The sequence below is a fragment of the Phycicoccus sp. Soil748 genome (genome assembly GCF_001428025.1).
Taxonomy (GTDB): domain Bacteria; phylum Actinomycetota; class Actinomycetes; order Actinomycetales; family Dermatophilaceae; genus Pedococcus.
The window spans coordinates 44,069-69,076 of sequence record NZ_LMSC01000008.1 but is presented as its reverse complement, the minus strand read 5'-3'; the positions used below and the strand labels follow the sequence as shown (position 1 = coordinate 69,076).

At 73.7% G+C, this 25,008-nt stretch carries 25 protein-coding genes and 1 pseudogene; 9 read left to right on the top strand and 17 right to left on the bottom strand.

From position 1 onward, the window contains the following. The first annotated feature begins 2 nt into the window (after positions 1 to 2). Positions 3 to 2,252, top strand: coding sequence for a cation-translocating P-type ATPase (locus ASG70_RS12825; protein WP_056884254.1), 2,250 nt, complete (start codon positions 3 to 5; stop codon positions 2,250 to 2,252). 6 nt (positions 2,253 to 2,258) lie between these two features. Here the strand turns inward: ASG70_RS12825 and ASG70_RS12820 are convergent, their stop codons facing one another. Then, a complete protein-coding gene (locus ASG70_RS12820) occupies positions 2,259 to 2,624 on the bottom strand; it encodes a TraR/DksA C4-type zinc finger protein (RefSeq protein ID WP_056884253.1) in 366 nt (121 codons plus the stop codon). Next, a complete protein-coding gene (locus ASG70_RS12815) occupies positions 2,624 to 3,745 on the bottom strand; it encodes a lysylphosphatidylglycerol synthase transmembrane domain-containing protein (protein WP_056884252.1) in 1,122 nt (373 codons plus the stop codon). The genes ASG70_RS12820 and ASG70_RS12815 overlap by 1 nt, the downstream gene beginning before the upstream one ends. Before the next feature lie 207 nt (positions 3,746 to 3,952). On the opposite strand from ASG70_RS12815, the gene ASG70_RS12810 reads away from it, so the two are divergent. Next, positions 3,953 to 4,462, top strand: a complete 510-nt coding sequence (locus ASG70_RS12810) for a DUF427 domain-containing protein (protein ID WP_056884457.1) — start codon at positions 3,953 to 3,955, stop codon at positions 4,460 to 4,462. 21 nt (positions 4,463 to 4,483) lie between these two features. Here the strand turns inward: ASG70_RS12810 and ASG70_RS12805 are convergent, their stop codons facing one another. Continuing rightward, a complete protein-coding gene (locus ASG70_RS12805) occupies positions 4,484 to 5,470 on the bottom strand; it encodes a hypothetical protein (RefSeq protein ID WP_056884251.1) in 987 nt (328 codons plus the stop codon). A 122-nt stretch (positions 5,471 to 5,592) separates the two neighbouring features. Between ASG70_RS12805 and ASG70_RS12800 the strand changes: the two genes are divergently transcribed. Continuing rightward, positions 5,593 to 6,063, top strand: coding sequence for a VOC family protein (locus ASG70_RS12800; protein WP_056884456.1), 471 nt, complete (start codon positions 5,593 to 5,595; stop codon positions 6,061 to 6,063). Between the two features lie 6 nt (positions 6,064 to 6,069). Here ASG70_RS12800 and ASG70_RS12795 read toward each other — a convergent pair whose 3' ends face one another. Next, positions 6,070 to 6,516, bottom strand: a complete 447-nt coding sequence (locus ASG70_RS12795) for an SRPBCC family protein (protein ID WP_056884250.1) — start codon at positions 6,514 to 6,516, stop codon at positions 6,070 to 6,072. Between the two features lie 111 nt (positions 6,517 to 6,627). Here ASG70_RS12795 and ASG70_RS12790 point away from each other — a divergent pair, with 111 nt between their 5' ends. The 4 genes from ASG70_RS12790 to ASG70_RS12780 all read left to right on the top strand — a co-directional run bounded on the left by ASG70_RS12790 (position 6,628) and on the right by ASG70_RS12780 (position 11,193). Next, positions 6,628 to 8,181 (top strand): DHA2 family efflux MFS transporter permease subunit, encoded by a 1,554-nt coding sequence (locus tag ASG70_RS12790; RefSeq protein WP_056884249.1) that lies wholly within the window; start codon positions 6,628 to 6,630, stop codon positions 8,179 to 8,181. Positions 8,182 to 8,294: 113 nt separating this feature from the next. Then, the gene (locus tag ASG70_RS19015) at positions 8,295 to 9,185 is read left to right on the top strand and encodes a phosphotransferase enzyme family protein (protein ID WP_162253915.1); all 891 of its coding nucleotides are present in this window, start codon (positions 8,295 to 8,297) and stop codon (positions 9,183 to 9,185) included. Between the two features lie 28 nt (positions 9,186 to 9,213). Then, positions 9,214 to 10,242: a GNAT family N-acetyltransferase gene (locus ASG70_RS12785; RefSeq protein ID WP_235531490.1), complete on the top strand. Its 1,029-nt coding sequence runs from the start codon at positions 9,214 to 9,216 to the stop codon at positions 10,240 to 10,242. Between the two features lie 60 nt (positions 10,243 to 10,302). Continuing rightward, complete coding sequence (locus tag ASG70_RS12780; RefSeq protein ID WP_056884248.1) at positions 10,303 to 11,193, top strand: oxidoreductase; 891 nt, start codon at positions 10,303 to 10,305, stop codon at positions 11,191 to 11,193. 38 nt (positions 11,194 to 11,231) lie between these two features. Here the strand turns inward: ASG70_RS12780 and idi are convergent, their stop codons facing one another. From idi to ASG70_RS12760, 4 genes are read right to left on the bottom strand one after another with little or no spacing between them, the layout of a single operon-like run. Continuing rightward, positions 11,232 to 11,843: an isopentenyl-diphosphate Delta-isomerase gene (gene idi, locus ASG70_RS12775; RefSeq protein WP_235531489.1), complete on the bottom strand. Its 612-nt coding sequence runs from the start codon at positions 11,841 to 11,843 to the stop codon at positions 11,232 to 11,234. Next, positions 11,840 to 12,904 (bottom strand): NAD(P)/FAD-dependent oxidoreductase, encoded by a 1,065-nt coding sequence (locus ASG70_RS12770; RefSeq protein WP_056884453.1) that lies wholly within the window; start codon positions 12,902 to 12,904, stop codon positions 11,840 to 11,842. Before ASG70_RS12770 ends, idi begins: the two co-directional genes overlap by 4 nt. Then, positions 12,904 to 13,425: an isoprenylcysteine carboxyl methyltransferase family protein gene (locus ASG70_RS19350; RefSeq protein WP_056884247.1), complete on the bottom strand. Its 522-nt coding sequence runs from the start codon at positions 13,423 to 13,425 to the stop codon at positions 12,904 to 12,906. Before ASG70_RS19350 ends, ASG70_RS12770 begins: the two co-directional genes overlap by 1 nt. Before the next feature lie 2 nt (positions 13,426 to 13,427). After that, positions 13,428 to 14,492, bottom strand: coding sequence for a type III polyketide synthase (locus ASG70_RS12760; protein WP_056884452.1), 1,065 nt, complete (start codon positions 14,490 to 14,492; stop codon positions 13,428 to 13,430). A gap of 58 nt (positions 14,493 to 14,550) precedes the next feature. Here ASG70_RS12760 and ASG70_RS12755 point away from each other — a divergent pair, with 58 nt between their 5' ends. Then, positions 14,551 to 15,390, top strand: a complete 840-nt coding sequence (locus tag ASG70_RS12755; RefSeq protein ID WP_056884246.1) for a UbiA family prenyltransferase — start codon at positions 14,551 to 14,553, stop codon at positions 15,388 to 15,390. Here ASG70_RS12755 and ASG70_RS12750 read toward each other — a convergent pair. The 7 genes and pseudogenes from ASG70_RS12750 to ASG70_RS12720 form a co-directional block, all read right to left on the bottom strand. Then, entirely contained in the window at positions 15,387 to 16,229 is an 843-nt protein-coding gene (locus ASG70_RS12750) for a nucleotidyltransferase domain-containing protein (RefSeq protein WP_056884245.1), read from the bottom strand. The genes ASG70_RS12755 and ASG70_RS12750 overlap by 4 nt on opposite strands. Positions 16,230 to 16,276: 47 nt before the next feature. Next, positions 16,277 to 17,046 (bottom strand): annotated as a pseudogene (locus ASG70_RS12745) (amino acid ABC transporter ATP-binding protein); the annotation flags it as partial. Between the two features lie 13 nt (positions 17,047 to 17,059). Further along, on the bottom strand, positions 17,060 to 18,508 hold the full coding sequence (locus ASG70_RS20420) for an ABC transporter substrate-binding protein/permease (protein WP_082590726.1): 1,449 nt from the start codon (positions 18,506 to 18,508) through the stop codon (positions 17,060 to 17,062). Between the two features lie 53 nt (positions 18,509 to 18,561). Next, entirely contained in the window at positions 18,562 to 20,055 is a 1,494-nt protein-coding gene (locus ASG70_RS12735) for a DUF4232 domain-containing protein (RefSeq protein ID WP_056884243.1), read from the bottom strand. A 125-nt stretch (positions 20,056 to 20,180) separates the two neighbouring features. After that, positions 20,181 to 20,612, bottom strand: coding sequence for a VOC family protein (locus ASG70_RS12730; protein ID WP_056884242.1), 432 nt, complete (start codon positions 20,610 to 20,612; stop codon positions 20,181 to 20,183). A gap of 78 nt (positions 20,613 to 20,690) precedes the next feature. Next, positions 20,691 to 21,719: a GTP pyrophosphokinase family protein gene (locus tag ASG70_RS12725; RefSeq protein ID WP_304437978.1), complete on the bottom strand. Its 1,029-nt coding sequence runs from the start codon at positions 21,717 to 21,719 to the stop codon at positions 20,691 to 20,693. Between the two features lie 47 nt (positions 21,720 to 21,766). After that, positions 21,767 to 22,303: a DinB family protein gene (locus tag ASG70_RS12720; protein WP_082590724.1), complete on the bottom strand. Its 537-nt coding sequence runs from the start codon at positions 22,301 to 22,303 to the stop codon at positions 21,767 to 21,769. A 60-nt stretch (positions 22,304 to 22,363) separates the two neighbouring features. On the opposite strand from ASG70_RS12720, the gene ASG70_RS12715 reads away from it, so the two are divergent. Further along, on the top strand, positions 22,364 to 23,053 hold the full coding sequence (locus ASG70_RS12715; RefSeq protein WP_056884240.1) for an NADPH-dependent F420 reductase: 690 nt from the start codon (positions 22,364 to 22,366) through the stop codon (positions 23,051 to 23,053). Between the two features lie 72 nt (positions 23,054 to 23,125). On the opposite strand, the gene ASG70_RS12710 is transcribed toward ASG70_RS12715, so the two are convergent. Both ASG70_RS12710 and ASG70_RS12705 read right to left on the bottom strand, forming a co-directional pair. Beyond that, a complete protein-coding gene (locus ASG70_RS12710; protein WP_082590722.1) occupies positions 23,126 to 24,403 on the bottom strand; it encodes a cysteine desulfurase-like protein in 1,278 nt (425 codons plus the stop codon). Positions 24,404 to 24,450: 47 nt separating this feature from the next. Further along, positions 24,451 to 24,981, bottom strand: coding sequence for a 2'-5' RNA ligase family protein (locus ASG70_RS12705; RefSeq protein ID WP_056884239.1), 531 nt, complete (start codon positions 24,979 to 24,981; stop codon positions 24,451 to 24,453). Between the last annotated feature and the right edge of the window lie 27 nt (positions 24,982 to 25,008).

Below are 25,008 nucleotides of genomic sequence, written 5' to 3'. Positions count from 1 at the left end.
CCATGACCGACGTCGAGCTCGTCATCGGCGGCATGACCTGCGCCTCCTGCGCCGCCCGGATCGAGAAGAAGCTCAACAAGCTGGACGGCGTCACCGCGACGGTCAACTACAGCACCGCGAAGGCGAAGGTCACCTTCCCCGAGACCCTCACGCCGGCCGACCTCGTGGCCACCGTGGAGAAGACCGGGTACACCGCCGAGCTGCCCCCGGAGCCGCAGCCCACCGAGGCCACCGAAGGCGAGGGCACGCCGGGTACCGAGCCGGACCCCACGGCCGCGCTGCGGCAACGGCTCCTGGTGTCGGTGCTGCTCGCGGTCCCCGTGGTCGCGATGGCCATGGTGCCCGCTCTGCAGTTCCGCTACTGGCAGTGGGCGTCCCTGACCCTTGCCGCCCCGGTCGTCGTGTGGGGCGGGCTGCCGTTCCACCGGGCGGCGTGGGCCAACCTCCGCCACGGCCAGACCACCATGGACACCCTGGTGTCCGTCGGCACTTTGGCCGCGTTCGGCTGGTCGCTCTACGCCCTGTTCTTCGGCACCGCCGGCATGCCGGGCATGACCCACCCGTTCCGCTTCACCATCGAGCGCACCGACGGCTCGGACAACATCTACCTGGAGGCGGCCGCAGGCGTCACCGCGTTCCTGCTCGCGGGTCGGTATGCCGAGGCGCGCGCGAAGCGCCGCTCCGGCGCCGCCCTGCGCGCCCTGATGGAGATGGGCGCCAAGGACGTCGCCGTGCTGCGTGGCGAGGGAGCCGCGGCGACGGAGGTCCGGGTCCCCGTGTCCGAGCTGGCCGTCGGCACCCGCTTCGTCGTGCGGCCCGGTGAGAAGGTCGCCGCCGACGGCGAGGTCGAGGAGGGCACCTCCGCGGTGGACGCCTCGATGCTCACCGGCGAGTCCGTGCCGGTCGAGGTCGGACCGGGAAGCCAGGTCGTGGGCGCCACCGTCAACGCGGGCGGGCGCCTCGTCGTGCGCGCCACCCGGGTCGGCGCCGACACCCAGCTCGCGCAGATGGCGCGCCTGGTGGAGGACGCCCAGAACGGCAAGGCCCAGGTGCAGCGGCTCGCCGACCGGGTATCCGGCGTGTTCGTCCCGGTCGTCATGGCCCTAGCCATCGCGACGCTGGTGTTCTGGGTCGCGGTCGGTGCCGGCTGGACCGCGGCGTTCACGGCCTCGGTCGCGGTCCTGATCATCGCCTGCCCCTGTGCCCTCGGGCTGGCCACACCCACAGCGCTCATGGTCGGCACCGGCCGGGGCGCCCAGCTCGGCATCCTCATCAAGGGACCCGAGGTGCTGGAGTCCACCCGCCGCGTCGACACCGTCGTGCTCGACAAGACCGGCACCGTGACCACCGGGCACATGACGCTCGACGAGGTCGTCCCCGCGGGCGGGGAGGACGCGGCCGAGGTGCTGCGCTTCGCCGGCGCCCTCGAGGACGCGTCGGAGCACCCGGTCGCCCGGGCAGTCGCCGCCGGAGCGCGCGCGGCCCTCGACGACGGGGCAGTCCTGCCCGCCGTGGAGGACTTCGCCAACGAGCAGGGGCTCGGCGTGCGCGGGCAGGTGGACGGACGGGTCGTCCTCGTCGGCCGGCCGCGCCTGCTGGCCGACTGGTCGGTGGTCCTGCCGGACGAGCTGGCCACGGCGATGGAGGCGGCCCACTCCCGCGGCGCCACCGCGGTGCTGGTGGCCTGGGACGGCCGGGCGCGTGGCGTGGTCACCGTGGCCGACACGGTCAAGGAGGGCTCGGCCGAGGCCGTCGCCGAGCTGCGTCGCCTCGGGCTCGAGCCCGTGCTGCTGACCGGCGACAACGAGGGCGCCGCCCGCCACGTCGCCGGGCTGGTCGGCATCGACGACGTCACCGCCGAGGTCCTCCCCCAGGACAAGGTCGACGTGGTCAGGGCGCTCCAGCAGCAGGGGCACGTGGTCGCCATGGTCGGCGACGGGGTCAACGACGCCGCCGCCCTCGCCCAGGCCGACCTCGGCCTCGCGATGGGCACCGGTACCGACGTCGCCATCGAGGCCAGCGACCTGACGCTGGTCCGCGGCGACCTGCGGGTGACCGCCGACGCGATCCGGCTCGCGCGCCGTACGCTCGGGACGATCCGCGGCAACCTCTTCTGGGCCTTCGCCTACAACGTCGCCGCCATCCCGCTCGCGGCCGCCGGGCTCCTCAGCCCCATGCTCGCCGGCGGCGCCATGGCGCTGTCGTCCGTCTTCGTCGTCACCAACAGCCTGCGCCTGCGCACCTTCCGCTGACGCCCCTCAGCGCGGACGCGCGGCGTGCGCCACGCAGGTGCGTGCGGTGGGCCGCGCCTCGAGGCGCTCCGTCGGTATGGCGTCGCCGCACACCTCGCACACGCCGTAGGTGCCGTCGTCGAGGCGCTGCACGGCGGCGGCGATCTCGCGCAGGTGGGTGACGGCCTGCTCGGCGAGCGCGCTGGTCTGGGCGCGCTCGTAGGCGATGGTCGAGCCCTCCGGGTCGTGCTCGTCGTCGGCGTTCGAGCCCTCGGACGCCTCGACGATGAGGGCGACGTCGGCCTCGAGGTCGCCGAGCCGTTCCAGCGTCGCTGCCCGGTCCGCGGCGAGCAGCTCACGCGCCCGGACCGCACCGTCCTCGGAAGTGGTCATCACCCCAGCGTAGGAGCCTGCGCACGACCGCGACCCCGCATCGACCACGCGAGCATCGACAGGCCGCCGACCGGGATCTCCATGCCGAACGTGAAGGCCCGGTAGAGCAGCACCCCGGCCGCGGCCGACGTCGGGTCGACCCGCAGCGCGACCAGCACCCCGGTCATGCCGACCTCGACGACGCCGGTGGCGCCGGGCGTGATGACGACCATCGACAGGATCCGCTCGACGGCGAACGCCGCCAGCACCACCGCCGGGCTGACCCACGTCCCGAGCACCCGCAGCGACAGCCACAACAGGCAGCCCTGCAGCACGGCGTAGCCGACCTTGCCCGCGACCATCCGCCACCACCCCGAGGCGACGAGGGCGGCACTGTCACGGCGGAAGGCGGCGGCACGCGCGGCATACCCCTCGGCGGGTGGACGCCCGACGCCCAGGCGGGCGCAGCAGCGGTCGGCGCACCGGCCGAGCCACGTCACCGCACGGTCGTCGCGGACCACCACCCAGGCCGCGACCACGACGGCGGTGAGCAGCCCGAGGCCGACCCAGGCCGCGGTGCCGACGGTGCCGCCGGTCTCGACCCCCGCGGCGGCGAGCCACAGCAGGGCGACGCCGGGGAGGGCGAGCTTCAGGGCGGTGTCGAAGAGGTTGGTGACCAGGGCCCAGCGGGCGAACGCCGGGGCCGCGAAGCCCCAGGACCTCGCCATCCGCCAGTTGGCGACGGTGCCGGCGGCGCCCCCGAGCGGCAGGAGGTTGGAGACGAAGCTGCCGGTGAGGTTGAGCAGCAGGGCCCGCCGGTGCGACAGCCCCGGCAGCGCGGCGGTCAGCGCCGGGGTGTGGACCCACAGCCCCGCGAGCCAGACGACGGTGAGCAGCACCAGGTGGGCCAGCGACAGGGAGGCCAGCGCGCGGGCGATGTCGTCCCACTGCGCGCCGGCCACCTTCGGCAGCGCCAGGGCGAGGATGCCGGTGGCGAGGGCGCCCGACAGGAGCAGCCTGGCGGCCCTCCCCCCGCCGCGGACGCCCCCCGGCGCGCGGCGGGCGGCCTGGCCCCGCGCGGTCGCACGCCGCACGGGTGCGGTCGGCGCCGGCGGCGGGAGCAGTCCGGGGTGGAGGGCCATGGCAGGACTCTGGCGCCGCGGTACTCCTTCCCACATCGGGGCTGCTACCCAGTTCGACCCCCACTCCGGACCAGTCACTCAGGGTCGACCCCGACCGCTCGAGGACAGCGCCTCGGCCGGTCCGGGCGGCTCCGGCGGGTTCCGGCCGCTGGGTGGAGAGGCCTCTCGGCAGGGCGTCTCCGGCCGGGACGACCTAGCGTGGAACCCATGTCCCCGTGGAACGGTCACCCGGCACCCGACCCGGTCGGACCCGGCCAGGAGTCCGTCTGGTCCTACCCGCGGCCACCGAGGGTCGAGCCCTCCAGGGCGTCCGTCGAGGTCTGGGTGGGTGGCGAGCGCATCGCCCTGACCACCCTCTCGTGGCGGGTCCTGGAGACCAGCCACCCGCCGACCTACTACCTGCCGCGGGCCGCCTTCGTCCCCGGTTCGCTGCAGCGCGCCGAGGGCACGTCGTACTGCGAGTGGAAGGGTGTCGCCTCCTACCTCGACCTGCTCGGCGGCGGCACGGTCGCGCATCGGGCGGGGTGGTTCTACGCCGAGCCGACGCGCGGGTTCGAGCTCCTCGCCGGGGCGGTGTCGGTGATGCCCGGACTCGTCGACCGGTGCGTCGTGGGCGGTGAGGTCGTGCGCGCGCAGGAGGGCGGCTTCTACGGCGGCTGGGTCACCGACCGGGTCGTGGGCCCGTTCAAGGGAGGGCCCGGCACCCACGGCTGGTGACCTGCTGCTCGTGGCCTCGGGTCAGTCCTGCGCCTCGGCGCGCAGGCGGGTGAGCGCCTCCTCGGCGGTACGCCGCGCGGCCTCGGCCTCCTTGCGCGCCCGCACCGCGTCGGTCACCGCCTCCAGCGCGCGCTCGTCGGCCTCGCGCGCCTTGGCGAGCTGGCGCTCGACGACCCCGACGCGCTCCCGGGTCTCCTCGGCGTGCTCCCGGGCCGCGGCCACCGACTCCTGGGCGCTCGACAGCGCGGTCACCGCGGCCTCGAGCTCGGCCTCCGCGGCGGCGAGCAGCGCCGCAGCGTCCTCTTCCTCGGTCGCCCCGTCCTCGCCCCGGTCTTCACCCCCGTCGGCCCCGTCGTCGCCCCCGCTGCCGGCTCCGTCGGGACCCTGCGGTGCGTGCGCGCGGTCCGGCCCACCGCGGGTGCCCCCGCGCACCACGGACAGGATCGAGCCGGAGGAGGTGCGGACCACCGCCTCTGACAGGTCCACCTCGCCGAACCCGCTGTAGGACAGGGCCCGCGTCAGCTGGCCCGAGGTGACCGCGCTCGAGGCCTGCTCGTCGGCGAGCGCGGCGATGACGGTGCCGCGCACATCGTCCTGCGCGGCGGGGGAGAGCGTGCGTCCCGTGTCCGCCACCAGCCGGGCCGCGGCGGCGACCACGCCGGCCACCACGCGGTCCCGCTCGGGCCGCAACGACGTCAGGGTGGCGGTGTCGAGCCTGGACTGCGCCGTGCGCATGCGCACCCCGAGGTCCACCAGCTCCTCGACCAGCCCGGGCTCCCCCCTCGTCAGGAGGTTGACCGCCCAGGCCGCCGTGCTCGGCTTGCGCAGCTTGCCGATGGCCGCCGCGCCCCGGGTGTCGCCGTCCGCCTTCGCCTCGGCGACCAGCGCCTTGCGCACGGCCATGAAGTCGTCGGGCACGGCCGCGTACACCGTGCGCAACGCCGCCTCGAGGTGGGCGGTGGGCGGCGCCTGGTCGTCGGCGTCGCCGGGGCGGTGCGGTGGTGGCACGCGGGCGACGCTACGCCATACCCGCGCCCCCTCTGGCGCGGCGGACCGATGACTTCCGGTGCCCGCGCGGGTCCAATGGACATCACGTGGGCAGCCCGCCCACCGGACGCAAGGAGCCCGTCATGCCCCGCACCTACCCGTGCCTGTGGTTCGACACCCGGGCCGAGGAAGCCGCCGAGTTCTACACCTCGCTGTTCCCCAACTCCAGGATCACCACCGTGACCCGCTACCCGGCAGGCTCGGGCGAGCGGGAGGGCACCGTCCTCACCGTCGAGTTCGAGCTCGACGGCGCGCGGTACCTCGCGCTCAACGGCGGCCCCGAGTTCACCTTCGACGAGGCCATCTCGATCACCATCGACGTCAAGGACCAGGACGAGCTCGACCGATACTGGGACGCCCTCACCGCCGACGGCGGGCAGGAGAGCATGTGCGGCTGGCTCAAGGACAAGTTCGGGCTCTCGTGGCAGGTCGTCCCCGAGAACTGGGACGAGATCGCCAACAGCGACCCCGAGCGGGCGTCGAAGGTGTTCGCCGCCATGATGTCGATGAAGAAGCTCGACATCGCCGCCCTCGAGGCGGCCGGTGCGGCCTGACCCGTGTCAGGCGCCCGGGGTGCGTCCCGGCGCCAGCTCGCGCGTGATCCCCTCGACGGTCTCGTCGCCGAGCCGCTCGAAGACCCGCTGCATCAGGGGCTCGGCCAGCTTGGCGATGCCGTTGAAGGCGATGTGCGCGTGGTAGGTGACCTTCGACCCGGCCGGGTCGGGCAGCACCGTGATGTCGTCGGTCGAGGTGGCCGTCTTGTTGGTGCCGCGCAGGACGACGTGGTCGGGCTCGAGGGTGACCAGCACGTACTCGAGCTCGGTCTCGCGCCCGAGCACCTTGGAGACGTTGCGCCACGTCGAGCCCACCTGCACCGGACCGGTGCCCACGCGGTCGCAGCGGACCGTGCCCGGGTCCCAGGCGACGGCGTTGGAGAAGTCGCTGAGGTAGCCCACGACCTCCTCGGGGGAGCGCGGGACCGTGAACGTGCGGGAGACGTCGACCATGTGCCGACGCTAACCCGAAAAATCCCGGGGCGCCGTGTCGGACCCCGGCGCTAGCCTGAACGGGATGCGCTGCGGGGGCGCGTGTCCACCCTCAGCCTGAGAGGAAGCCCTGTGTCTGCTCCAGCCACCACACCGACGCAGTACCCCGACCAGATCGACGCCGCCGTCCTCAAGGTGGCCGGCGTCGTCGTCCTCGGGGCCATCATGTCCATCCTGGACATCACGGTCGTCAACGTCGCCCTGCCCGAGTTCCAGAGCGTCTTCGCCGACGACCCGGCCCGGCCACTCGACTACTCCACCGTCGCCTGGACCGTCACCGCCTACACGCTGGCGCTGGCCACGGTCATCCCGCTCACGGGCTGGGCTGCTGACCGGTTCGGCACCAAGCGCCTCTACATGTCGGCCATCGTGCTCTTCACCGCCGGCTCCGCGCTGTGCGCCGCCGCCACCTCGATCAACATGCTCATCGGGTTCCGCGTGCTGCAGGGCCTCGGCGGCGGCATGCTCATGCCGCTCGGCATGACGATCATGACCAGGGCTGCCGGCCCGGCGCGGATGGGTCGGCTCATGGCCATCCTCGGGGTGCCGATGCTCCTCGGCCCCATCCTCGGCCCGATCATCGGCGGCTGGCTGATCCAGCACGAGAGCTGGCACTGGATCTTCCTGATCAACGTCCCGATCGGCATCATCGCCGTCGTCTACGCCCGCTTCGCCCTGCCCAAGGACCACACCGAGCCCTCGGAGTCGCTCGACGTCCTCGGCGTCGCGCTGATGTCGCCCGGGCTCGCGCTCTTCCTCTTCGGCATCTCCTCGATCCCGCAGAAGGGCACCATGAACTCGCCCAAGGTCTACGTCAACATGACGATCGGCCTGGTGCTCATGCTGGCGTTCGTCTGGCACTCGTTCCGGCCCCGGCACCCACTGCTCGACCTGCGTCTGTTCCGCAACCGCAACCTCACCGTCTCGACCATCACGATGTTCATGTTCGCGGCGGCGTTCTTCGGTGGCCTGCTGCTCGTGCCGACCTACTACCAGTCGGTGCGCGGCGAGTCGACGCTCGACGCCGGCCTGCTCGTCGCCCCGCAGGGCATCGGCGCGATGCTGACCATGCCGATCGCGGGTGCGCTCGTCGACAAGATCCCGGTCGGGCGGATCGTGCCGTTCGGTCTGATCGCCATCATCTGCGGCATGTTCGGGCTGACCCAGATCACCTCGACGACGTCCTACACGACGATCATCGCGCTGCTGTTCGTCATGGGTCTCGGCATGGGCGGCACGATGATGCCGATCTTCACCACCGCGCTGCGCACCCTCACCCAGCACGAGGTCGCCCGCGGGTCGACGCTGCTCAACATCACCCAGCAGATCGCGAGCTCGGTCGGCGTGGCCACGATGTCGGTGCTGCTCACCAACCACTTCAAGGAGAGCAAGCTCGCCGGGCCCGCGATGGCCTCCCACCGCGACCCGGCGATCATCGACCAGATCGGTGGGCCGGCCGCGGTGACGCAGGGGCTCGCCGACGCGGCGGAGGCCTTCGCCAAGACGTACTGGGTGGCGGCCGTCCTCGTGGCCCTCACCCTGGTCCCGGCCTTCTTCCTCCCGCGGCGACGCGAGGTCTCCCACCTGCTCGACGACCAGGGCGCGCCCCCGGTGGTCATCCACTGAGCTCGTCCCCGCCCTCCTCCCTGGCGGAGCGGGTCGCCGAACAGTTCGGTCTGTCCGTCGTCGGTGCCCGACCCGTGGGGTTGGGCGCCGACGCGCGAGCCGACCTGGCGCGCGTGACCACCGCCGACGGCCGGGCGTATGCCGCCAAGACCAGCTCCGGACCCCAGCCGGGACTGGTGGTCGCCGACCTCCTGGCCCGCGCCGGGGTGCCCGGTGTCCCGGCGCCGGAGCGGACCCGGGACGGCGGCCTCACCTCGCCGGGTCCAGCCGGCACCCGGCTCAGCCTCGTCCGCTGGGTGCCCGGGGCACGGGTCCTCGACGTGGGGCTGCGACCCCACGAGTGGGTGCGCCTCGGCGAGCTGCTGGGCGGCCTGCACTCCGTGCCGACGGACGACGCCGCCCTCGCCGGCCTCCCGGCGGAGGAGCACGACCCGACGGCGGTGGTGGCGCAGGCGAGAGCCTTCGACGAGGTCCTCGCCTCGGCTGCACGCGCCGGCGACCCGACGGTGGCCGAGCTCACCGAGGTCTGGCGGACCGCCGGACCCCTGGTGCTCGCAGCCGCCGACCGCGCGGAGCGCCTGGCGTCCTCGACCTCCTGGACCGGGGCGCGGTACGTGCTGTGCCACACCGATCCGCACCACGGCAACCTGCTCGTGGACGGCGACGGCGAGGTCTGGCTCATCGACTGGGACGACGCGATGCTGGCGCCGCGCGAGGCCGACCTCATGTTCGTGGTCGGCGGCGTGTTCTCCCACTCCCCCATCACCGACGACCAGGTGCGGTGGTTCTTCGACGGCTACCGGTCCAGCACGGGCCTCGGACCCACCGACCTGGACGGCGACCTGCTGGCCTACCTGCGGTGCGTGCGGGCCCTGGTCGACGTGCTCGACTTCGCCCAGGTCGTGGTCGAACCGTCGGCTCCCGACGAGCGTCGCAGGTCGGCCCTGGGCATCGCCCACGCCTCAGTCGTCCCCGGCGCCCTGCTCGACCTCGCCGTCCGCTGACCACTCCCGCGTCTGGGAGCATGACCTGGTGACCACCACCGCACACGACCTCCCGCCGGGCTGGTCGGTCCGGGAGCCCGCCGCGCAGGATGTCGCGGCGCTCACCGCCCTCGTGGCGCGCCACCACGTCGTGACCCGTGGGTCGACGTCGGTCGACGAGGCGGCGGTGGCCCTCGAGGTCACCGGGTACGCCTCGTGGACCCGCCGGCAGCTGCTCGTGACCAACGGCGAGGAAGCGGTGCGTGGCTGGTGCCGCGTCCACGACCGCGCGGCCGGGCGCACCGTGGTCGACCTCACCGTGGACCCCACCGACCCCGACGCCGACCGCGTGGCCGCCCACCTGTTCGCCTGGGCGCAGGAGACGGCACTGGTCGTCGCCGCCCAGCGGGGCCTGCCCGGCACCCAGCTCGACTCCGGCCGACACGTCGACGACGACCACCAGGCACGGTGGCTCGCCGCCGCCGGCTACACCAAGGTCCGCACCTGGCTGCAGATGACCAGGCCCGTGACCGCCGCCGAGGGCGCGCCGGGAGCGCTGCCCGGTCCGCGCGAGGGCGTCACCGTGCGCCGCGTCGCCACCCACGACACCGGCCTGCCTGTGGCTGGCGACCTGCAGACGGTGCACCAGATGCTGGAGGAGTCGTTCGCCGACCACTTCAACTCCTACCGCGAGAGCTTCCCCGAGTTCGTGCAGCGGCTGCGCGAGGACCCCGGCCACCGCTGGGACCACTGGTGGATCGCCGAGGTGGAGGCCGACGGGCTGACCCTGCCGGGCGGCGCCATCGTCAGCTCGGTCCTGTCGGCCGACCCCTCCGGCACCGAGGGCAGCTACGTCGACTACATCGGCGTGCACCGGCGGGCTCGTGGGCGGGGCATCGCGAAGGCGTTGCTGCACACCGTGATCCGCGACGCCGCACAGCGCGGCCGCAACCGGGTCAACCTCGAGGTCGACGCCGATTCCCCGACCGGGGCCGACGGCCTCTACGTGTCCATGGGGTGGCACACGGCCTACCGGACCGAGTCGTGGCACCGCGACGTGCAGGTGGCTGAGGCGTAGCAGGGCCGGTGCACCGGGGTGGGTGTGCGAGCGCCCCACCGGACGGGGCACAGTGGTGGCATGACCTCCGCCTGGACCACGCACGACATCCCCGACCAGACCGGCCGCACGGTCGTCGTCACCGGCGCCAACTCCGGCATCGGCCTCGTCGCCGCCCGCGAGCTCGCCGCGAAGGGTGCCCACGTCGTGTTCGCCTGCCGCGACACGGCCAAGGCGGAGGCCGCCCGGGCCGGGCTGCGGGGCAGCCACGAGGTGCTCCGGCTCGACCTGGCCGACCTCGACTCGGTGCGCTCGTTCGCCGACGAGCTGGGCGGTCGGCAGGTCGACGTACTGGTCAACAACGCCGGCATCATGAACGTGCCGTTCTCCCGCACGCCGCAGGGCTTCGAGAGCCAGTTCGGCACCAACGTGCTGGGTCACTTCGCCCTCACCGCCAGGCTCTTCCCGCAGGTCACCGACCGCGTCGTCTGGCTGTCGTCGGGCGTCCACCGGATGGGCCGCATCGACCTGGCCGACCCGAACTTCGAGCGCCGCACCTACCGCGGGTGGACGGCGTACGGGCAGAGCAAGCTGGCCGACCTGATGCTCGCCTACGAGCTGCAGTGGCGGCTCACCGGCGCCGGGTCGAGCGTTCGTTCGGTCGCAGCGCACCCCGGCTACAGCGCCACCAACCTCCAGACCCGCTCGGGCACCTGGCAGGACGCCGTGGGCCGTTTCTTCAACCGCTTCCCCGCCATCGCCTCGCCGCCGGAGGCCGGCGCCCTGCCGACGCTGTATGCCGCGACGGTGCCCGACCTGCCGGGCGGCAGCTACGTCGGCCCCGGGGGTCCCGGTGAGCTGCAGGGGCCGCCACGCCTGGTGTCCTCCAGTGCCGCCTCGCACGACCGGGAGTTGGCGCGCGGGTTGTGGGCCCTGTGCGAGCGCCTCACCGGCGAGACGTTCGCCGTCTGAGTCGAGGCCGGCGTGGGGTCGCCTGGTCAGGCGTGCCGTCAGCGGGCCGCCGGAGGGAGCTCCTGCTGGTCCGCCGCCGGCCAGGCCTGCGGGTCGGGCCCCAGGTCGGCGAGCTGGGCGACCTGCTCGGCGCACCACACCGAGACCTCTCGTCGCCCAGCGAGGACCTCGTCGGCGAACTCGCGCCACGGCACCCACACGGCCTCGTGGACCTCGGTCGGGTCGAGTCGCGGGCTGGCCCCGGGAGCCAACCACGCGGCGTACACCGGGCACATCTCGTGCTCGACGACGCCGTCCATCTCGGCGCGGTAGGCGAACCGGGGCAGCACGAGACGCAGCCGCGTGACCTCGAGGCCGAGCTCGCGCCGCGCGCGGCGGACCACCGCCTGCGCGGGTGCCTCGCCCGGTGCGGGGTGCCCGCACACGGAGTTGGTCCAGACGCCGGGGAAGGTCGCCTTGTCCAGCGCCCGCCGGGTCACGAGCAGCTCGCCGGTGGCGGAGAAGAGGTAGGCGGAGAAGGCGAGGTGCAGCGGGGTGTCGGCGTGGTGCACCCCGCCCTTGGGAGCCGTGCCGACCGCCCGGCCGACGGCGTCGAGCAGGACGACCCTCTCCTCCACGGGTCCCGGCCCGGCGGCCGGGTCGGTGCTCACCGGACCCTGCCGAGCTCGTGCACCGCACCGGCGAAGACCCCGGGCACCGCGCGCGCCGCCGGGACGACGGCCCGACGCGCCCACGCCGGGCGCGTGGCCCTGACCAGGCCCTCCGTGAGGACCGTGTAGCGCCAGCTGGCCCGTCGCCAGCCCCGCTCGTAGTCCTCGGGTCGTCCGGCCGTGATGGCGGCGACGGCCTCGGCCGCCTGCGCCAGGCCCAGGGCGATGCCCTCCCCGGTGAGGGCGTCGACGTAGCCGCTGGCGTCGCCGACGAGCAGCACCCGGCCCTGCACCCGGCGGCGAGCCCGCTGCCGCAGCGGTCCGGCGCCACGAACGTCGGTGGGCGGCCGGTCCGCAGCGTCGAGCCGCGCCCGAAGCGCGGGGAACCCGGCGAGCAAGACGTCGTACCCCGCGCGGCGGCGGCTGAGGAGCGCCACCCCCACCAGGTCGGGCGCCACCGGCGTGACGTAGGCCTCGGCGTCAGGACCCCAGTGGACCTCGACGTGGTCCGACCACGGGGCGAGCAGGTGGTGGCGGCGCAGGCCGTAGCGGGCGGTCCCGGTCGCCGGGGCGTCGAGCCCGAGGGCCCGACGGGTCGGGGAGTGCAGGCCGTCGGCGGCGATGACGTGGCGCGCGGTGACCACCGGGCCCGGTCGGCGGCCCGGTTCGCGGGTGGTCACGCGCACGCCGTCGTCGGACTGGGTCAGCTCGTCGGCGGCCAGCGGGAGCACGGCGACCCCGGCCGCGTCGACGGCGGCGCGCAGGGCGGCGTGCAGGGTGGTGCGGCGCACGCCGCGTCCCGGGCCGTCGCGGAAGTCGGCCTGGGCGGTACGGGAGCCCGCGAGGTAGCGGATCCCGGTGAGCGGCACGCCTGACGGGTCGACGCCGAGGCGGCCGAGCGCCGCGACCGCGCCCGGCATGAGCCCTTCGCCACAGGCCTTGTCGATGGGACCGTCACGGGGTTCGAGGACGACGGCTGACCGGCCGCTTCGAGCTGCCATCAGGCCAGCGGCCAGCCCCACCGGGCCACCGCCGACGACGAGCACGTCGGCGTCGTGCATCACGACGCCACCAGGTCGGCGAGGGCGCGCTCCTCGGCGCGCAGCCGGACGGTGAGCAGCGCGGCGTTGAGGACGGTGAACACCAGCGCGGTCACCCACGCCGTGTGCACGAGCGGGAGCGCCACGCCCTCCACCACCACCGCCACGTAGTTGGGGTGGGCGAACCAGCGGTAGGGCCCGGTGGTGACCCGCCCGGCGCCGGGGACGACGACCACGCGGGTGTTCCACTGGTGGCCGAGGGTGCGGATGCACCACCAGCGCAGGGCCTGCGAGCCCAGCACCAGCGCCAGCATCGCCCAGCCGAGCAGCGGGTGGAAGGCGCGGTCCAGCGCGAGCACCTCGACCACGGCCCCGACCAGCAGCGCCGTGTGCAGCACCACCATCACGGGGTAGTGGCCGCGGCCGGACTCTCGGCCGCCGCGGGCGAAGGCCCAGGCCGCGTTGCGGTTGGACACCACCAGCTCGGCCACGCGCTCGAGCCCGACGACCGCGACGAGGACGACGTAGAGGACGACGGACACGGTCAGTCCTCGGCGGCGCGGAGCAGGACCATCTCGAGGCAGAACCCCGGTCCCATCGCGAGCAGCAGGCCGTGCGAACCCGGCGCCGGCGGGCGCTCTCGCAGGGTGTCGGCGAGGACGTGCAGCACCGAGGCGGAGGACAGGTTGCCGATGCGGGCGAGGCTGTCCCACGTCATGCCGAGCGCGTGCCGGTCGACCTCCAGGGCCTCCTGCATCGCCTCGAGCACCTTGGGACCGCCGGGGTGGGCGACGTACCAGCCGAGGTCGTCGCGGGTGAGCCCGTGGTCGGCGAGGAACCCGTCGACGTCGGCGCGCAGGTTGTCGCGCACGAGGTCCGGCACCTCGACGCCGAGGACGATGCGCAGGCCGCTGGCCCCGACGTCCCATCCCATCGCCCGCTCGGTGTCGGCATACATCCGGCTGCGGGTGGCCAGCACCCGCGGACCAGCCGCGGAGCCATGGTCGGCGCCGACCATGACGACCGCCGCGGCTCCGTCGCCGAACAGGCCGCTGGCCACGAGGTTGGCCATGGAGGTGTCGTCGCGCTGGACGGTGAGGCTGCACAGCTCGGTCGACACCAGGACGGCGACCTCGCCGGGGTGGCCGACCAGGTAGTCGTGCACCCGCGCCACCCCCGCGGCACCGGCCACGCACCCGAGCCCCACGAGTGGGACGCGCTTGACGTCCTCGCGCAGCCCGATGCGCGCGGCGATTCGTGCCTCGACGGACGGGACCGCGAGGCCGGTGATGGTGGCCGAGACGACCAGGTCGACGTCACGCGGCGTGAGGCCCGCAGCTGCGAGCGCCTCCTCGACCGCCCGGGCCCCGAGGTCGACGGCGACGCGGATGAACTCGTCGTTGGAGGCGCCGAAGTCCTTGAGCTCGGGGTAGCGCTCGAGCGGCAGCGCGAGGTGGCGGAACTCGACGCCGGCATTGCCGTGCATCCGTTGCAGCAGAGGAAGGTTCGGCTTGTGGGGGGCCAGCACCTCGGCGAAGACCTCGGTGACCTCACCCTGGGCGTAACGGTGCTCGGGGAGCGTGCCGCGGACGGCGAGGAGTTGGCTCACCTCCACAGCCTAGGCACGCGGAGGGAGGTTTCGCGTCCCCGGTGCCTACGCTGCGGACATGGACGCAGCGACCGACCGTGGCCCCCGGCCGGTGCCGGCGCGCGCCCGGGCCCTGCTGCAGGCCGCCCACCTCGGTCCTTCGGTCGCCGTGACCACCTTGACCGCGCTGCTCGCCGTCGCGGCGGGGCCCGGCGCCGCGCGGGGCGTCCTGGTGGTGGCCGCGGTGGCGGCGGGACAGCTGTCGATCGGCTGGTCCAACGACCTCGTCGACGCCTCGCGCGACCGGGCTGTGGGGCGCACCGACAAGCCCGTGGCGACCGGGGCGGTGGCCGAGGGCACGGTATGGGTCGCGACGGCGCTCGCCCTCGCCGCCTGCGTGGTCCTCTCGCTGGCGTGCGGCTGGCGAGCGGGCGCCACCCACCTGCTGCTCGTCGTGGGTTCCGGCTGGGCCTACAACCTCGGCCTCAAGCGCACCGCCGCCTCCGCCGTGCCGTATGCCGTGGCCTTCGGGGCGCTGCCCACGGTCGTCACCCTGGCGCTGCCCCGCCCCCTCGTGGCCCCGGTGTGGATGCTGGCGACCGGAGCGCTGCTCGGCGTCGGCGCGCACCTGCTCAACGCCCTGCCCGACCTCGCCGACGACGCGGCGACGGGGGTACGCGGCCTGCCGCACCTGCTCGGCGCCCGCACCGTACGCGTCCTCGCACCCCTGGTGCTGCTGGCGGGCTCAGCGGTCGCGGTGCTCGGGCCGCCGGGACCCGTGCCGCTCTCCGCGGCCGTGGGCGGGGTCCTCTGCCTGGCACTGGCTGCAGCAGCGGTCGCGACCCGCGGCAGGACGCCCTTCCTCGCCTCGATCGGGATCGCGCTGGTCGACGTCCTGGGGCTGCTGCTGCGCAGCTAGCCAGTGGCGAGGTCGGCGGACCACCGCCCGACCGCACGGACGAGGCGGCGTACCGCGGCGACCTCCTCGTCGGCGACCGGGGCGTCGTACGGTCCCCCTCGCGCGAGAGCAGCCGCCTCGAGCAGGGCCGCCCACTCGCTGCCCTCCGGGCGCGCCGCCAGCCACCTCATCGCGGTCTTCTTCGACACCACCTCGCCGTGGACCTGCGTGAACCACATGCGCGCCATGGTGGCCGGGGCGTACCGCGCGTCCCAGGCCAGCCACCGCTCCTGCCGCTCCCACGCCTGCACGGCATCGGGGATCTCGGCGGCCATGCGCGCCTGCAACGCCGCCGCCGGGACGGCGGGCAGCAACGACTCCGGCGGCGATCCGGCGAGGCGTACCCCGTGGTGCCGCAGGATCCAGCGCGTCACCTCGGTGTTGCAGTGGGGGTCCGGGCCGAGGGTGTCGTGACCGTGGTCGACGTACTGCCACGGCCGTCCCACGGCGTCGAGGTCGGCCAGCTCGCCCACGGGGGCGTACGAGCCCTCGAGGTGGCGGTTCCACGTGCCGGGCCGGTGCGGCAGCTCGGCGTGGAAGGCGCGCAGCGGCGCCAGCTGCTCGTCGCTCAGGGCCGACCCGGTCACGACGAGGAAGTCGCAGTCGCTCTCGGCGTCGGCGTCACCGAGGGCGAACGAGCCCTGCAGGTAGACCCCGACGAAGTCGTCCCCGAGGGCGTCCCGCGCCCGGTCGACGAGCTCGGCCAGGACGCCATCGAGCTCGGGGATGCCGGTCGGGGAGGGCGAGGTCTGGGAGGGCGACGTCTGGGAGGGCTGGGCATGAGGGGTGGGCGGGGTCACCGGTCGACCGTGCCAACTACTGGCCGCCGGGGCAACGGGATATCGCCTCAGATGGGTTCGAGGAGGCGGGTGAGGAAGGCGCGGGTGCGCGGGTGCTGCGGGTTGGCGATGACCTCCTGGGGCGGTCCCTGCTCGACGATGACGCCGCCGTCGATGAACAGCACCTGGTCGGCCACCTGCTGGGCGAACCGCAGCTCGTGGGTGACGACCACCATGGTCCAGCCCTCGGAGGCGAGGTCCTTCATGACCCCCAGGACGTCGCCGACCAGCTCGGGGTCGAGGGCGGAGGTGGGTTCGTCGAAGAGCACCAGGTCGGGGCGGATCGCCAGGGCCCGGGCGATGCCGACCCGCTGCTGCTGCCCGCCCGAGAGCTGGAACGGGTACTTGTCGGCGTGCTCGGCCAGCCCCACCTGGGTGAGCAGCTCACGGGCCCGCGCGGTGGCCTCGGCGAGCGGCTCCCCCTGGACGACCACGGGCCCCTCGATGACGTTCTCGAGCGCGGTCTTGTGGGGGAAGAGGTGGTGCGCCTGGAACACCATCCCGCTGTGTCGGCGCAAGGCCATCAGCTCCGCCCGCTGGTCCTTGGGCAGCCGGCCCCGCGGCCCGGGGTTGATGCCGGCGAAGTCGACCGTGGTGTCGCCGATCCGCACGACCCCGCGGTCGGGCACCTCCAGGGCGTTGAGCGAGCGCAGCAGGGTCGTCTTGCCCGACCCGGACGGCCCGATGACGCAGGTGACGGTGCCGGGGTCGACCGTGAACGAGATGTCGGTGATGACCGCGTGGTCGCCGAACGACTTCGCGAGGTGCTCGACCTCCANCGGACGGGGTGCTCATGCGGCCACGAACCTGTTCAGTCGGGTCTCGGTGCGGGACTGGGCGAAGGACAGCACCAGGCAGATCACCCAGTAGTAGAGGGCGGCCATGCCGTAGAGCGCGAGGAACTCGAAGCTCGGTGCGGCGGCGATCTGTGCGCGGCGGAACAGCTCGACGACCAGGATGGTCGCCGCCAGCGAGGTGTCCTTGACCAGGGAGATCAACGTGTTGGACAGCGGTGGCACCGCGGTGCGCGCGGCCTGCGGCAGGATGATGCGCCGCAGCGTGGTGGCGTAGCCCATCCCGACCGTCGACGCGGCCTCCCACTGTCCCTTCGGCAGGCTCTCGACGGAGGAGCGGACGATCTCGGCCGCATACCCACCGACGTTGAGGCTGAAGGCGATCACGGCGGCGAGGAAGGGGTTGATCTTCACCCCGAGCTGCGGCAGCGCGTAGAAGATGAGGAACAGCTGGACCAGCAGCGGCGTCCCGCGGATGAAGGAGATGTAGAGCCGCGCGACGCCGGCGACGACCGGGTGGCTCGACATCCGCATCAGGCCGATCGCGAGGGCGATGACCATGCCGACCGCGAAGCTGATGACGGTGAGCGGGATGGTCTTGGTGAGGGCGGCACGAGCCATCGGCCAGGCGTTGTCGCGCATGATGTCCCAGGTGCTGGGTGTGGTCGCGGCGGCGCCGAAGTACTTGGCGTAGATGGTGTCGAGGGTGCCGTCCGCCTTGAGGTCGGCGATCGCCTTGTCGAGCTGGGGCAGGTAGCCCGAGCCCTTCTTCGCCGCGAGGACGGACTTGCTCACGTCGTTGGTCTCGGCGACCACCTTGATCCCGGCGTCGGGCTTGGTGCGCAGGTAGTTGCGGATGGCGAGCTTGTCGTTGACGAGGGCGTCGACGCGGCCCTGCTCGAGGTTGTCGATCGCGAGCGACATGTCGTCGACGCCGACGATGGTGGCACCCGCGCCCTTGGCCACCTCGGCCCAGTTGCTGGTGATGTTCTCCGCGGCCTTCTTGCCCATGAGGTCGGCGAGCTTGGTGATGCCCTTCTCGTCCTTGCGCACCACGAGGACGCCTGTCGTCTCGACGTAGGGGTCGCTCAGGTCGTAGCGCGCGTTGCGCTCCTCGTTGAAGGTGATCTGGTTGGCGACCACGTCGAAGCGCCCCGCCTCCAAGGCCGCGAACATGGAGTCGAACGGCGTCTCGACGTACTCGACCTTGACGCCGAGGTGCTTGCCGATCGCGTTCATGACGTCGATGTCGTAGCCGGTCAGGCCGTTGCCGGTGCCGCCGTGGTAGCTGAACGGCGGGTAGACCCCCTCCGTGCCGACCTTGAGGGTGGGCGGCAGGTCCGAGGGCCGGGCTGCGGGGACGGCCGCCGACGCACCGGTGGCGGGCACCGCGACGTACAGCAGACCGAGGACGAGCACGAACAGGACCTGGGCGGCTCGCTTCACCCTGCCACCGTAACCACGCGCGGCACGGCCCGCAGGGGCGCGTCCACGGGCGCTCAGCGCGAGGTCGTCGGCGGTCCGCTCCAGCGGAGCACGGTCACTTCGGCACCCTCGACGACGTCGAGCAGGTATGGCGCGGAAAGGCCCAGGCGGATCGCCCCCGTGCCCGGCGGCGTGACCACCAGCGTCTGGGGCGTCCGCTGGTCAGCGGCCTGCCGGTAGCCCCGCCACCACAGGTCGAAGGAGGCCTCCCCACCCCGGGCCGCGAGGCCGACCCGACGGTCCGGGACGACGCTCCCCGCCCCGGAGCGCCGGGTCGGCGACGGGGTCACCACCAGGGACAGGTCGCGGCCGCCCTGCTCGAGGCGAAGCGCGGGGTAGCCACGCACCCAGCACGCCGTCGCCGACGTGTTGGTCGCCACCACGGACACGGCAGAGCTGCCCATGGCCGAGTCCCACCCCCGGGCCGAGAGGGTCAGGTCGCCGTCCACGCAGGGCCGGTCGGCCACGACGGGTGCGGGCTCAGGCGCCTCCGAGGTCGGGGCGGGTACGGGGCTCGGTCCGGTCGGCGTCGGACCTTCCTTGCCGGTGTTCCCGTCCGGGGCGGTCGCGGGCGGCGAGGCGGCTGCCGACTGCACCCGCGGGTAGAGGTCGTCGCGCACCGCGCGGGCGGCTCCCCTTCCCCAGGGCGTCGCGGTCACCAGCAGCACGGTCACCATGGCCACCACTGCTGCGACGACGACCGGGCCACCGCCCGCAGCGGTCGGCGCGGCACCGACGGCAGCGGTGCCGTGGCCATCGACCGTCGGTGACTGCTGGTCGAGCCGGCGGGTGGTCGAGGCGGACAGGAGCCGGGCCGCGAGCACGGTCGCCCCCGCCCCGAGCCCGGTCGCCGCCGCGAGGACCACCGGCTCGAGGGCGAACCACGATGCCCCCACAGGTGCGGGCACGACCTGTGGGAGGACGACCGCGGTCACCACCCCGCTGCCCACGCCGACCGTGGCCGCCGCGCCCGAGACCAGCAGCGAGCCGAGGTCCCCGTCCCCGGGCGCGCGCACCCGGTGCGACCGGTCGAGCAGCCATGCGAGCAGGACGAACCACCCGAGGGCGAGTGCGCAGTAGAGCGCTGTCCCACCGAAGAGCCAGAACGGGGAGAGCACCACGACGGCCGCGGCCGACGCCACGCCACGCAGGGCCGCGACGCCGACGTGCCGCACGAGGCCGGTCCGCAGCGCCGGCCCTACGTCCCGCCATTCCCGGGCGTGCAGCCCGTGCCCGGAGGCCATGGCCGGGCTCCGCGGCGCCACCACCCGGCGAGCTGCCACGAGGACGAGCCCCAGACCGAGCAAGGCCGTCGCCCCCAGCATCCAACGACCCAGCTCTCGCTGGGCCAGGCGGTTCGCCGCGTCGTCGCACAGCCGGGCGTCGCGCTTGCAGGCCGTCTCGCCGAAGACGGTGGAGTACGCCTCGTACTTCCACGCCACCACGAGGAGCAGCAGGACGGCGGCCACGACGACACCACGACCGAGCCAGCGCCCCCACGACTGCATGTGCCGACCCTAACCGGGACGAACCGGTCAGCCGTTCGAGCACTCCCCCCTCGCTGTCGGCCCGGGTCCGCCCCCAGCGGTGCCCCAGTGCTGCCCCAAGTGCTGCCCCTGCGGCTATCCCGCCGCTAGCCCTGGCTCTGGCCTTGGCCCTCCCCGGCGATGTTGACCATCCACGCGGTGCCGTACTGGTCCGTGCACATGCCGAACTCGTCGCCCCACATCTGCTTCTCCAGCGGCATCGTGACGGTGCCGCCGCCGGAGGAGAGCTTGTCCCAGTAGCCGCGCAGCTCGTCGCGGTCGTCGCCGCTGAGGCTGATCGTGATGGCCGAGCCCTTCGAGTGCTCCATGCCCTCGGGGGCGTCGCTCCCCATGAGGGTGAAGCCCGCGTCGGTCTCGAGCTGGGCGTGCATGATCTTGTCCTTGTCGGGCCCGTCGCCCGAGCCGTACTCGCCGAAGGTGCTCATCGTCAGCGTGCCGCCGAAGACGTCCTTGTAGAACTCCATGGCCTGCCGGGCGTCGTCGGCGAAACCGATGTAGGGGTTGAGCTTCGAGGCCATGAGGTCTCCCGAGAGGTATGGCCCCGGCCTGCCCGGGGCTGGTCCTCCGGACGATAGACCCGGGCCCCGACAGCGGCCTCAGCCTTTCTGCGGGGTCCCCAGCGGGGTGGTCCGCAGCTTCTCCAGGCGGGCCCGCAGGGAGGCCTCCCGGTGGGCGTTCCCGTGCAGACCGAGGTATCGCGTGCCGAACACCGCGAGCAGCGCGTCGTCGAGGCGGCGCACGGCTCCGGCCGGGTAGCGGTAGCCCATCCTGGCGTTGATGGCCGGGGCGTCGATCGACTGGAGCAGGCCGGCGAGCTCCTCGAGCGAGGTGATCCCGAGCTCGAGCAGCAGCCCGGAGATCCACGCGTAGTGGTCGGTGCGCGACCAGCCGGCGTCGGTGAACTGGCCGGCGAGGAAGGTCGCGAGGTCGGAGGCGCTGATCCGCGGGTCGTTGTCGTCCGCCGGGAGGGTGTGCTCGCCCATGGTCGCCTGGAGCCGGTGCCGGATCTCGGAGAACTCCCGGTCGGCGAGCTCGAGCAGCCCGGCGGCCAGGGTGAACCGGCGGTCGAGGTCGCTGACGTGCTCCTCGGGGATGGTGCCCTTGTAGCGGATGTCGTGCTCGAACTCGGCCCACGCGTGCTGCAGGATCGAGCGCACCTGCACCGAGGCGCTGTACCCCTTGAGCGGGTCGTACTGCGGCGGGGCGCCCTTGATGCGGTCGATGGCGACGAGCAGGTGTCGGCTCGCGTAGCCGAACCGTCCCTGGCGCGCGGTCTCCTGGCCGAGGTCGCGGTCGTCGAGGACGCTGAGCTGGTCGGAGAGCAGGTCGGCGACCGCGGTGACGTCGTCGCGCAGGTAGGTCACGACCCGGACCCCGAGGGTGTCGGTGATCTGCTCGAACGGGTCGTCGTAGAGCGGCTTCCCGTCCGGCCCGGTGCGGGCGGCCTTGCCCGCGAACGAGGCGACGCTCTTGGCGCGCCCGGTCACCGAGACGTAGTTGATGCCCGCATCGTCGAGCAGCGCGGTGATCATCGCGACGAACCCGTCGGCGGCGCGCTGCACGTCGTCGTGCACCGCGGCATACCGCTGCACGGCGTCGCGGACGCGGTCCTGGTCGTCTGTCACGAGCCCCACCCTGCCGTATGCAGCGCCGGCACGGGCCCACGGGCCACCTACTCCCCCGTGCGGCCGTCGATCCGTTCGCGCAGGAGGTCGGCGTGCCCGCAGTGCCGGGCGTACTCCTCGATGAGGTGGACCAGCAGCTCCCGCAACGAGATCCGGTCGCGGGTCGGGTGGGTGCTCACGACCTCGAGGGACTCGGCGCGGTCGACGAACTCGCGGGCGTGCGCGACCTCGCGGCGCCACGACTCCCAGGCCTCGGCGACGACGTCGGGGTCGGCGACCGCACCGTCGAAGTCGTGGTCACGGACCTCGTCGCAGTTGTAGAGCCGCGGGACCTGCTGACCCTCCATGGTGATCCGGAACCAGATCTGCTCGACCTTGGCCAGGTGGCGCAGCAGCCCGAGCAGCGACAGCGTCGACGGCTCCACCGACCGCGTGGCCAGCTGCTCGGGGGTCAGGTCCTCGCACTTGCGGGCGAAGGCGTCACGGAAGTGGTCGAGGTACTCCAGCAGCACCTCCCGCTCGGAGGGGACGGCGGTGGCGGGTGCGGTCGTGGCGTCGGTGGCGGGGGTGTGCTCGGGGACCATGGGCCGGATCCTCTCGTGTGGGGCAGGAATCCGCGAAGGGGTTGCGCGGTTGTCAACGCCATGACGACATGGGGATTCATCGGCAGTGGCAACATCGGCAGCACCGTGGCACGTCTGGCCCTCGCGGCCGGGCACGAGGTCGTGATGAGCAACAGCCGCGGGCCGGAGACGCTCGGCGACCTGGTGGCCGAGCTCGGCCCGGGTGCGCGTGCGGCGACGGCGGCCGAGGCGGCGAAGGAGGGCGACGTGGTCGTCCTGACCATCCCGCTCAAGAGCTACCGGGACGTGCCCGTCGACGAGCTCGCGGGCAAGGTCGTCATCGACACCCTCAACTACTACCCGCAGCGCGACGGCCAGGTCGCCGAGCTCGACGACGAGTCGACCACGACCTCCGAGCTCGTCCAGGCGCACCTGCCGCAGTCGTACGTGGTCAAGGGCTTCAACAACATCTACTTCGATCACCTCGCCTCGCTCGCGCGGCCCGCGGGCTCACCGGAGCGCAGCGCCCTGGCCATCGCCGGCGACGACGCGGACGCCAAGGCGACGGTCACGCGGCTCTTCGACGAGATCGGCTACGACACCCTCGACCTCGGCCCGCTGGCCGAGGGCTGGCGCACCCAGCGGGACACCGCGGCGTACGGCGTCATGTACGCCGCTGACCCCGCCGACTGGTCGAAGGGCGCCGTCCCCGTCGACGCCGCCGCCCTCGCGGACCGCGCCACGGCCGCCAAGCGGTACCGCGACAGCTGACCCACCCGACGGAGGCCGGGTCCGTGCGGTGCGGCAGCACGCCGTACCGACGGACCCGGCTCCCGTCATGGTTCAGGCCTGGGCGAAGTACGCCTCCAAGCCGTCGAGCAGGCGGTCGACGTCCGAGTCGTCGGTGTAGGACGCCACTCCCACGCGTAGGGCGCCGGCGTCACCGAGCCCCAGGGCGCGAGAGGCCTCGAGCGCGTAGAAGCTGCTGGCCGGGACGTTGACGCCGCGCGTCGCGAGGAACCGGTAGACCTCGCCGCTGCCCTGGCCGGCGAAGTCCACGAGCAGGGTCGGGGTGCGCCGCGCCGCCCGCGAGTGGACCGTGGCCCCGGGCAGCTCGAGGAGCGCAGCCTCGATCCGCGTCCGCAGCGCCGACTCGTGCTCCTCCACGGCGGCGAACGACCTGACCAGCCGCTCACGCCGGGTCCCCTCCCCCGGCACGAGGCCGGCGATGAAGTCGACGGCGGCCGCGGTGCCGGCCATGAGCTCGTAGGGCAGCGTGCCCAGCTCGAACCGCTCGGGCACGGCGTCGGAGGACGGCGCCAGCTTGTCGGGGCGAAGCGTCTCGAGCAGGGCCGGGTCGGCCGCGAGCGCACCGCAGTGGGGCCCGAAGAACTTGTAGGGCGAGCACGCCACGACGTCCGCGCCGAGCGCCTCGAGGTCGACCGAGGCGTGGGCCGCGAGGTGGACGGCGTCGACGAACAGGAGGGCTCCCCGGTCGTGGGCGAGGCCGGCGATCGCGGCGACGTCGGGCCTGGTGCCGATGAGGTTGGAGGCACCGGTGACGGCGACGAGCCGAGTGCGGTCGGAGAGCACGTCGGCGAACGCCTGGGGGTCGAGCTCGCCGGTCGTCGGGTCGAACTCGGCCCAGCGCACGGTCGCCCCCACCGCCTCGGCGGCGAGCACCCACGGGCGGATGTTGGCGTCGTGGTCGAGCCGGCTCACCACGACCTCGTCGCCCGGGCCCCAGTCCTTGGCGAGGGTGCGCGACAGGTCGAACGTCAGCGCCGTCATGCTGCGCCCGAACACGACTCCCCCGGGCTGGGCGCCGAGCAGGTCGGCGAGCGCGGCCCGGCCGGCCAGGACGTTGGCGTCGGAGTTCTGCTCGGCCTGCGTCACGCTCCCGCGCGTCGACATCGGTGCCGTCATCGTCGCGGCGACCGCCTCGGCCACCGCCGAGGGGATCTGCGACCCGCCCGGGCCGTCGAAGTGCGCGGCGCCACCCTGCAGGGCTGGGAAGTGCTCACGCAGGGCAGCGACGTCGAGCGTGGCGACGCCGTGGCCGGCAGCGGAGGCGGCGTCGGCGGAGGGTGAGGTCGAGGCGGCGGGTGCGGTCGGCGGCATACCGAGCACTGTGCCATCCCGCGCGGCAACGGGCAGGTCCGCCGCTGTCAGGCGGCCCCCACGGCCCACGTACGCCTCGCCTCGGAGTCCCACCGGCGCAGCTCCACCGCACGTCCCGCGATCTCGGGCACGGTTCCGTCGGCCCCGCGCAGGACGCCCAGCGCGGCCGCGAGCCCGTCGACCGGTATGCCGCGGGCGAGCGTGACGTGCGGCACCCACCGCCCGCGCGCGGTGTGGGGCGAGGGGCCGGCGGCCCCCGTGAGGGCCGTGGCCACCTCTGCGTGGAGGGCCAGCAGCGACGGGTCCGGGACGACGAGGCGCGCGAGCACCAGTCGGCGCCCACCGAGCATGACCGGCGGCCCGAGCCGTACGTCGAACGGCAGCGCACGCACAGCCGTGACCAGGGACTCCTCAGCCGTTGCCGGGAACCCGTCGGCCACGGCGACCGACACGTGCGGGGCGTTGGACTCGCCCCGGTGGTCGGCCTGGCTGGGCAGGCCCGCGGCGGACAGCGCCGCCCACTCGGCGCGGACCGCGGCGTCGGTGGCCGGGTCGAGGAGGAGCTCCACGGACTGCACCCGCCCATCCTCACGGGGGAATGCACG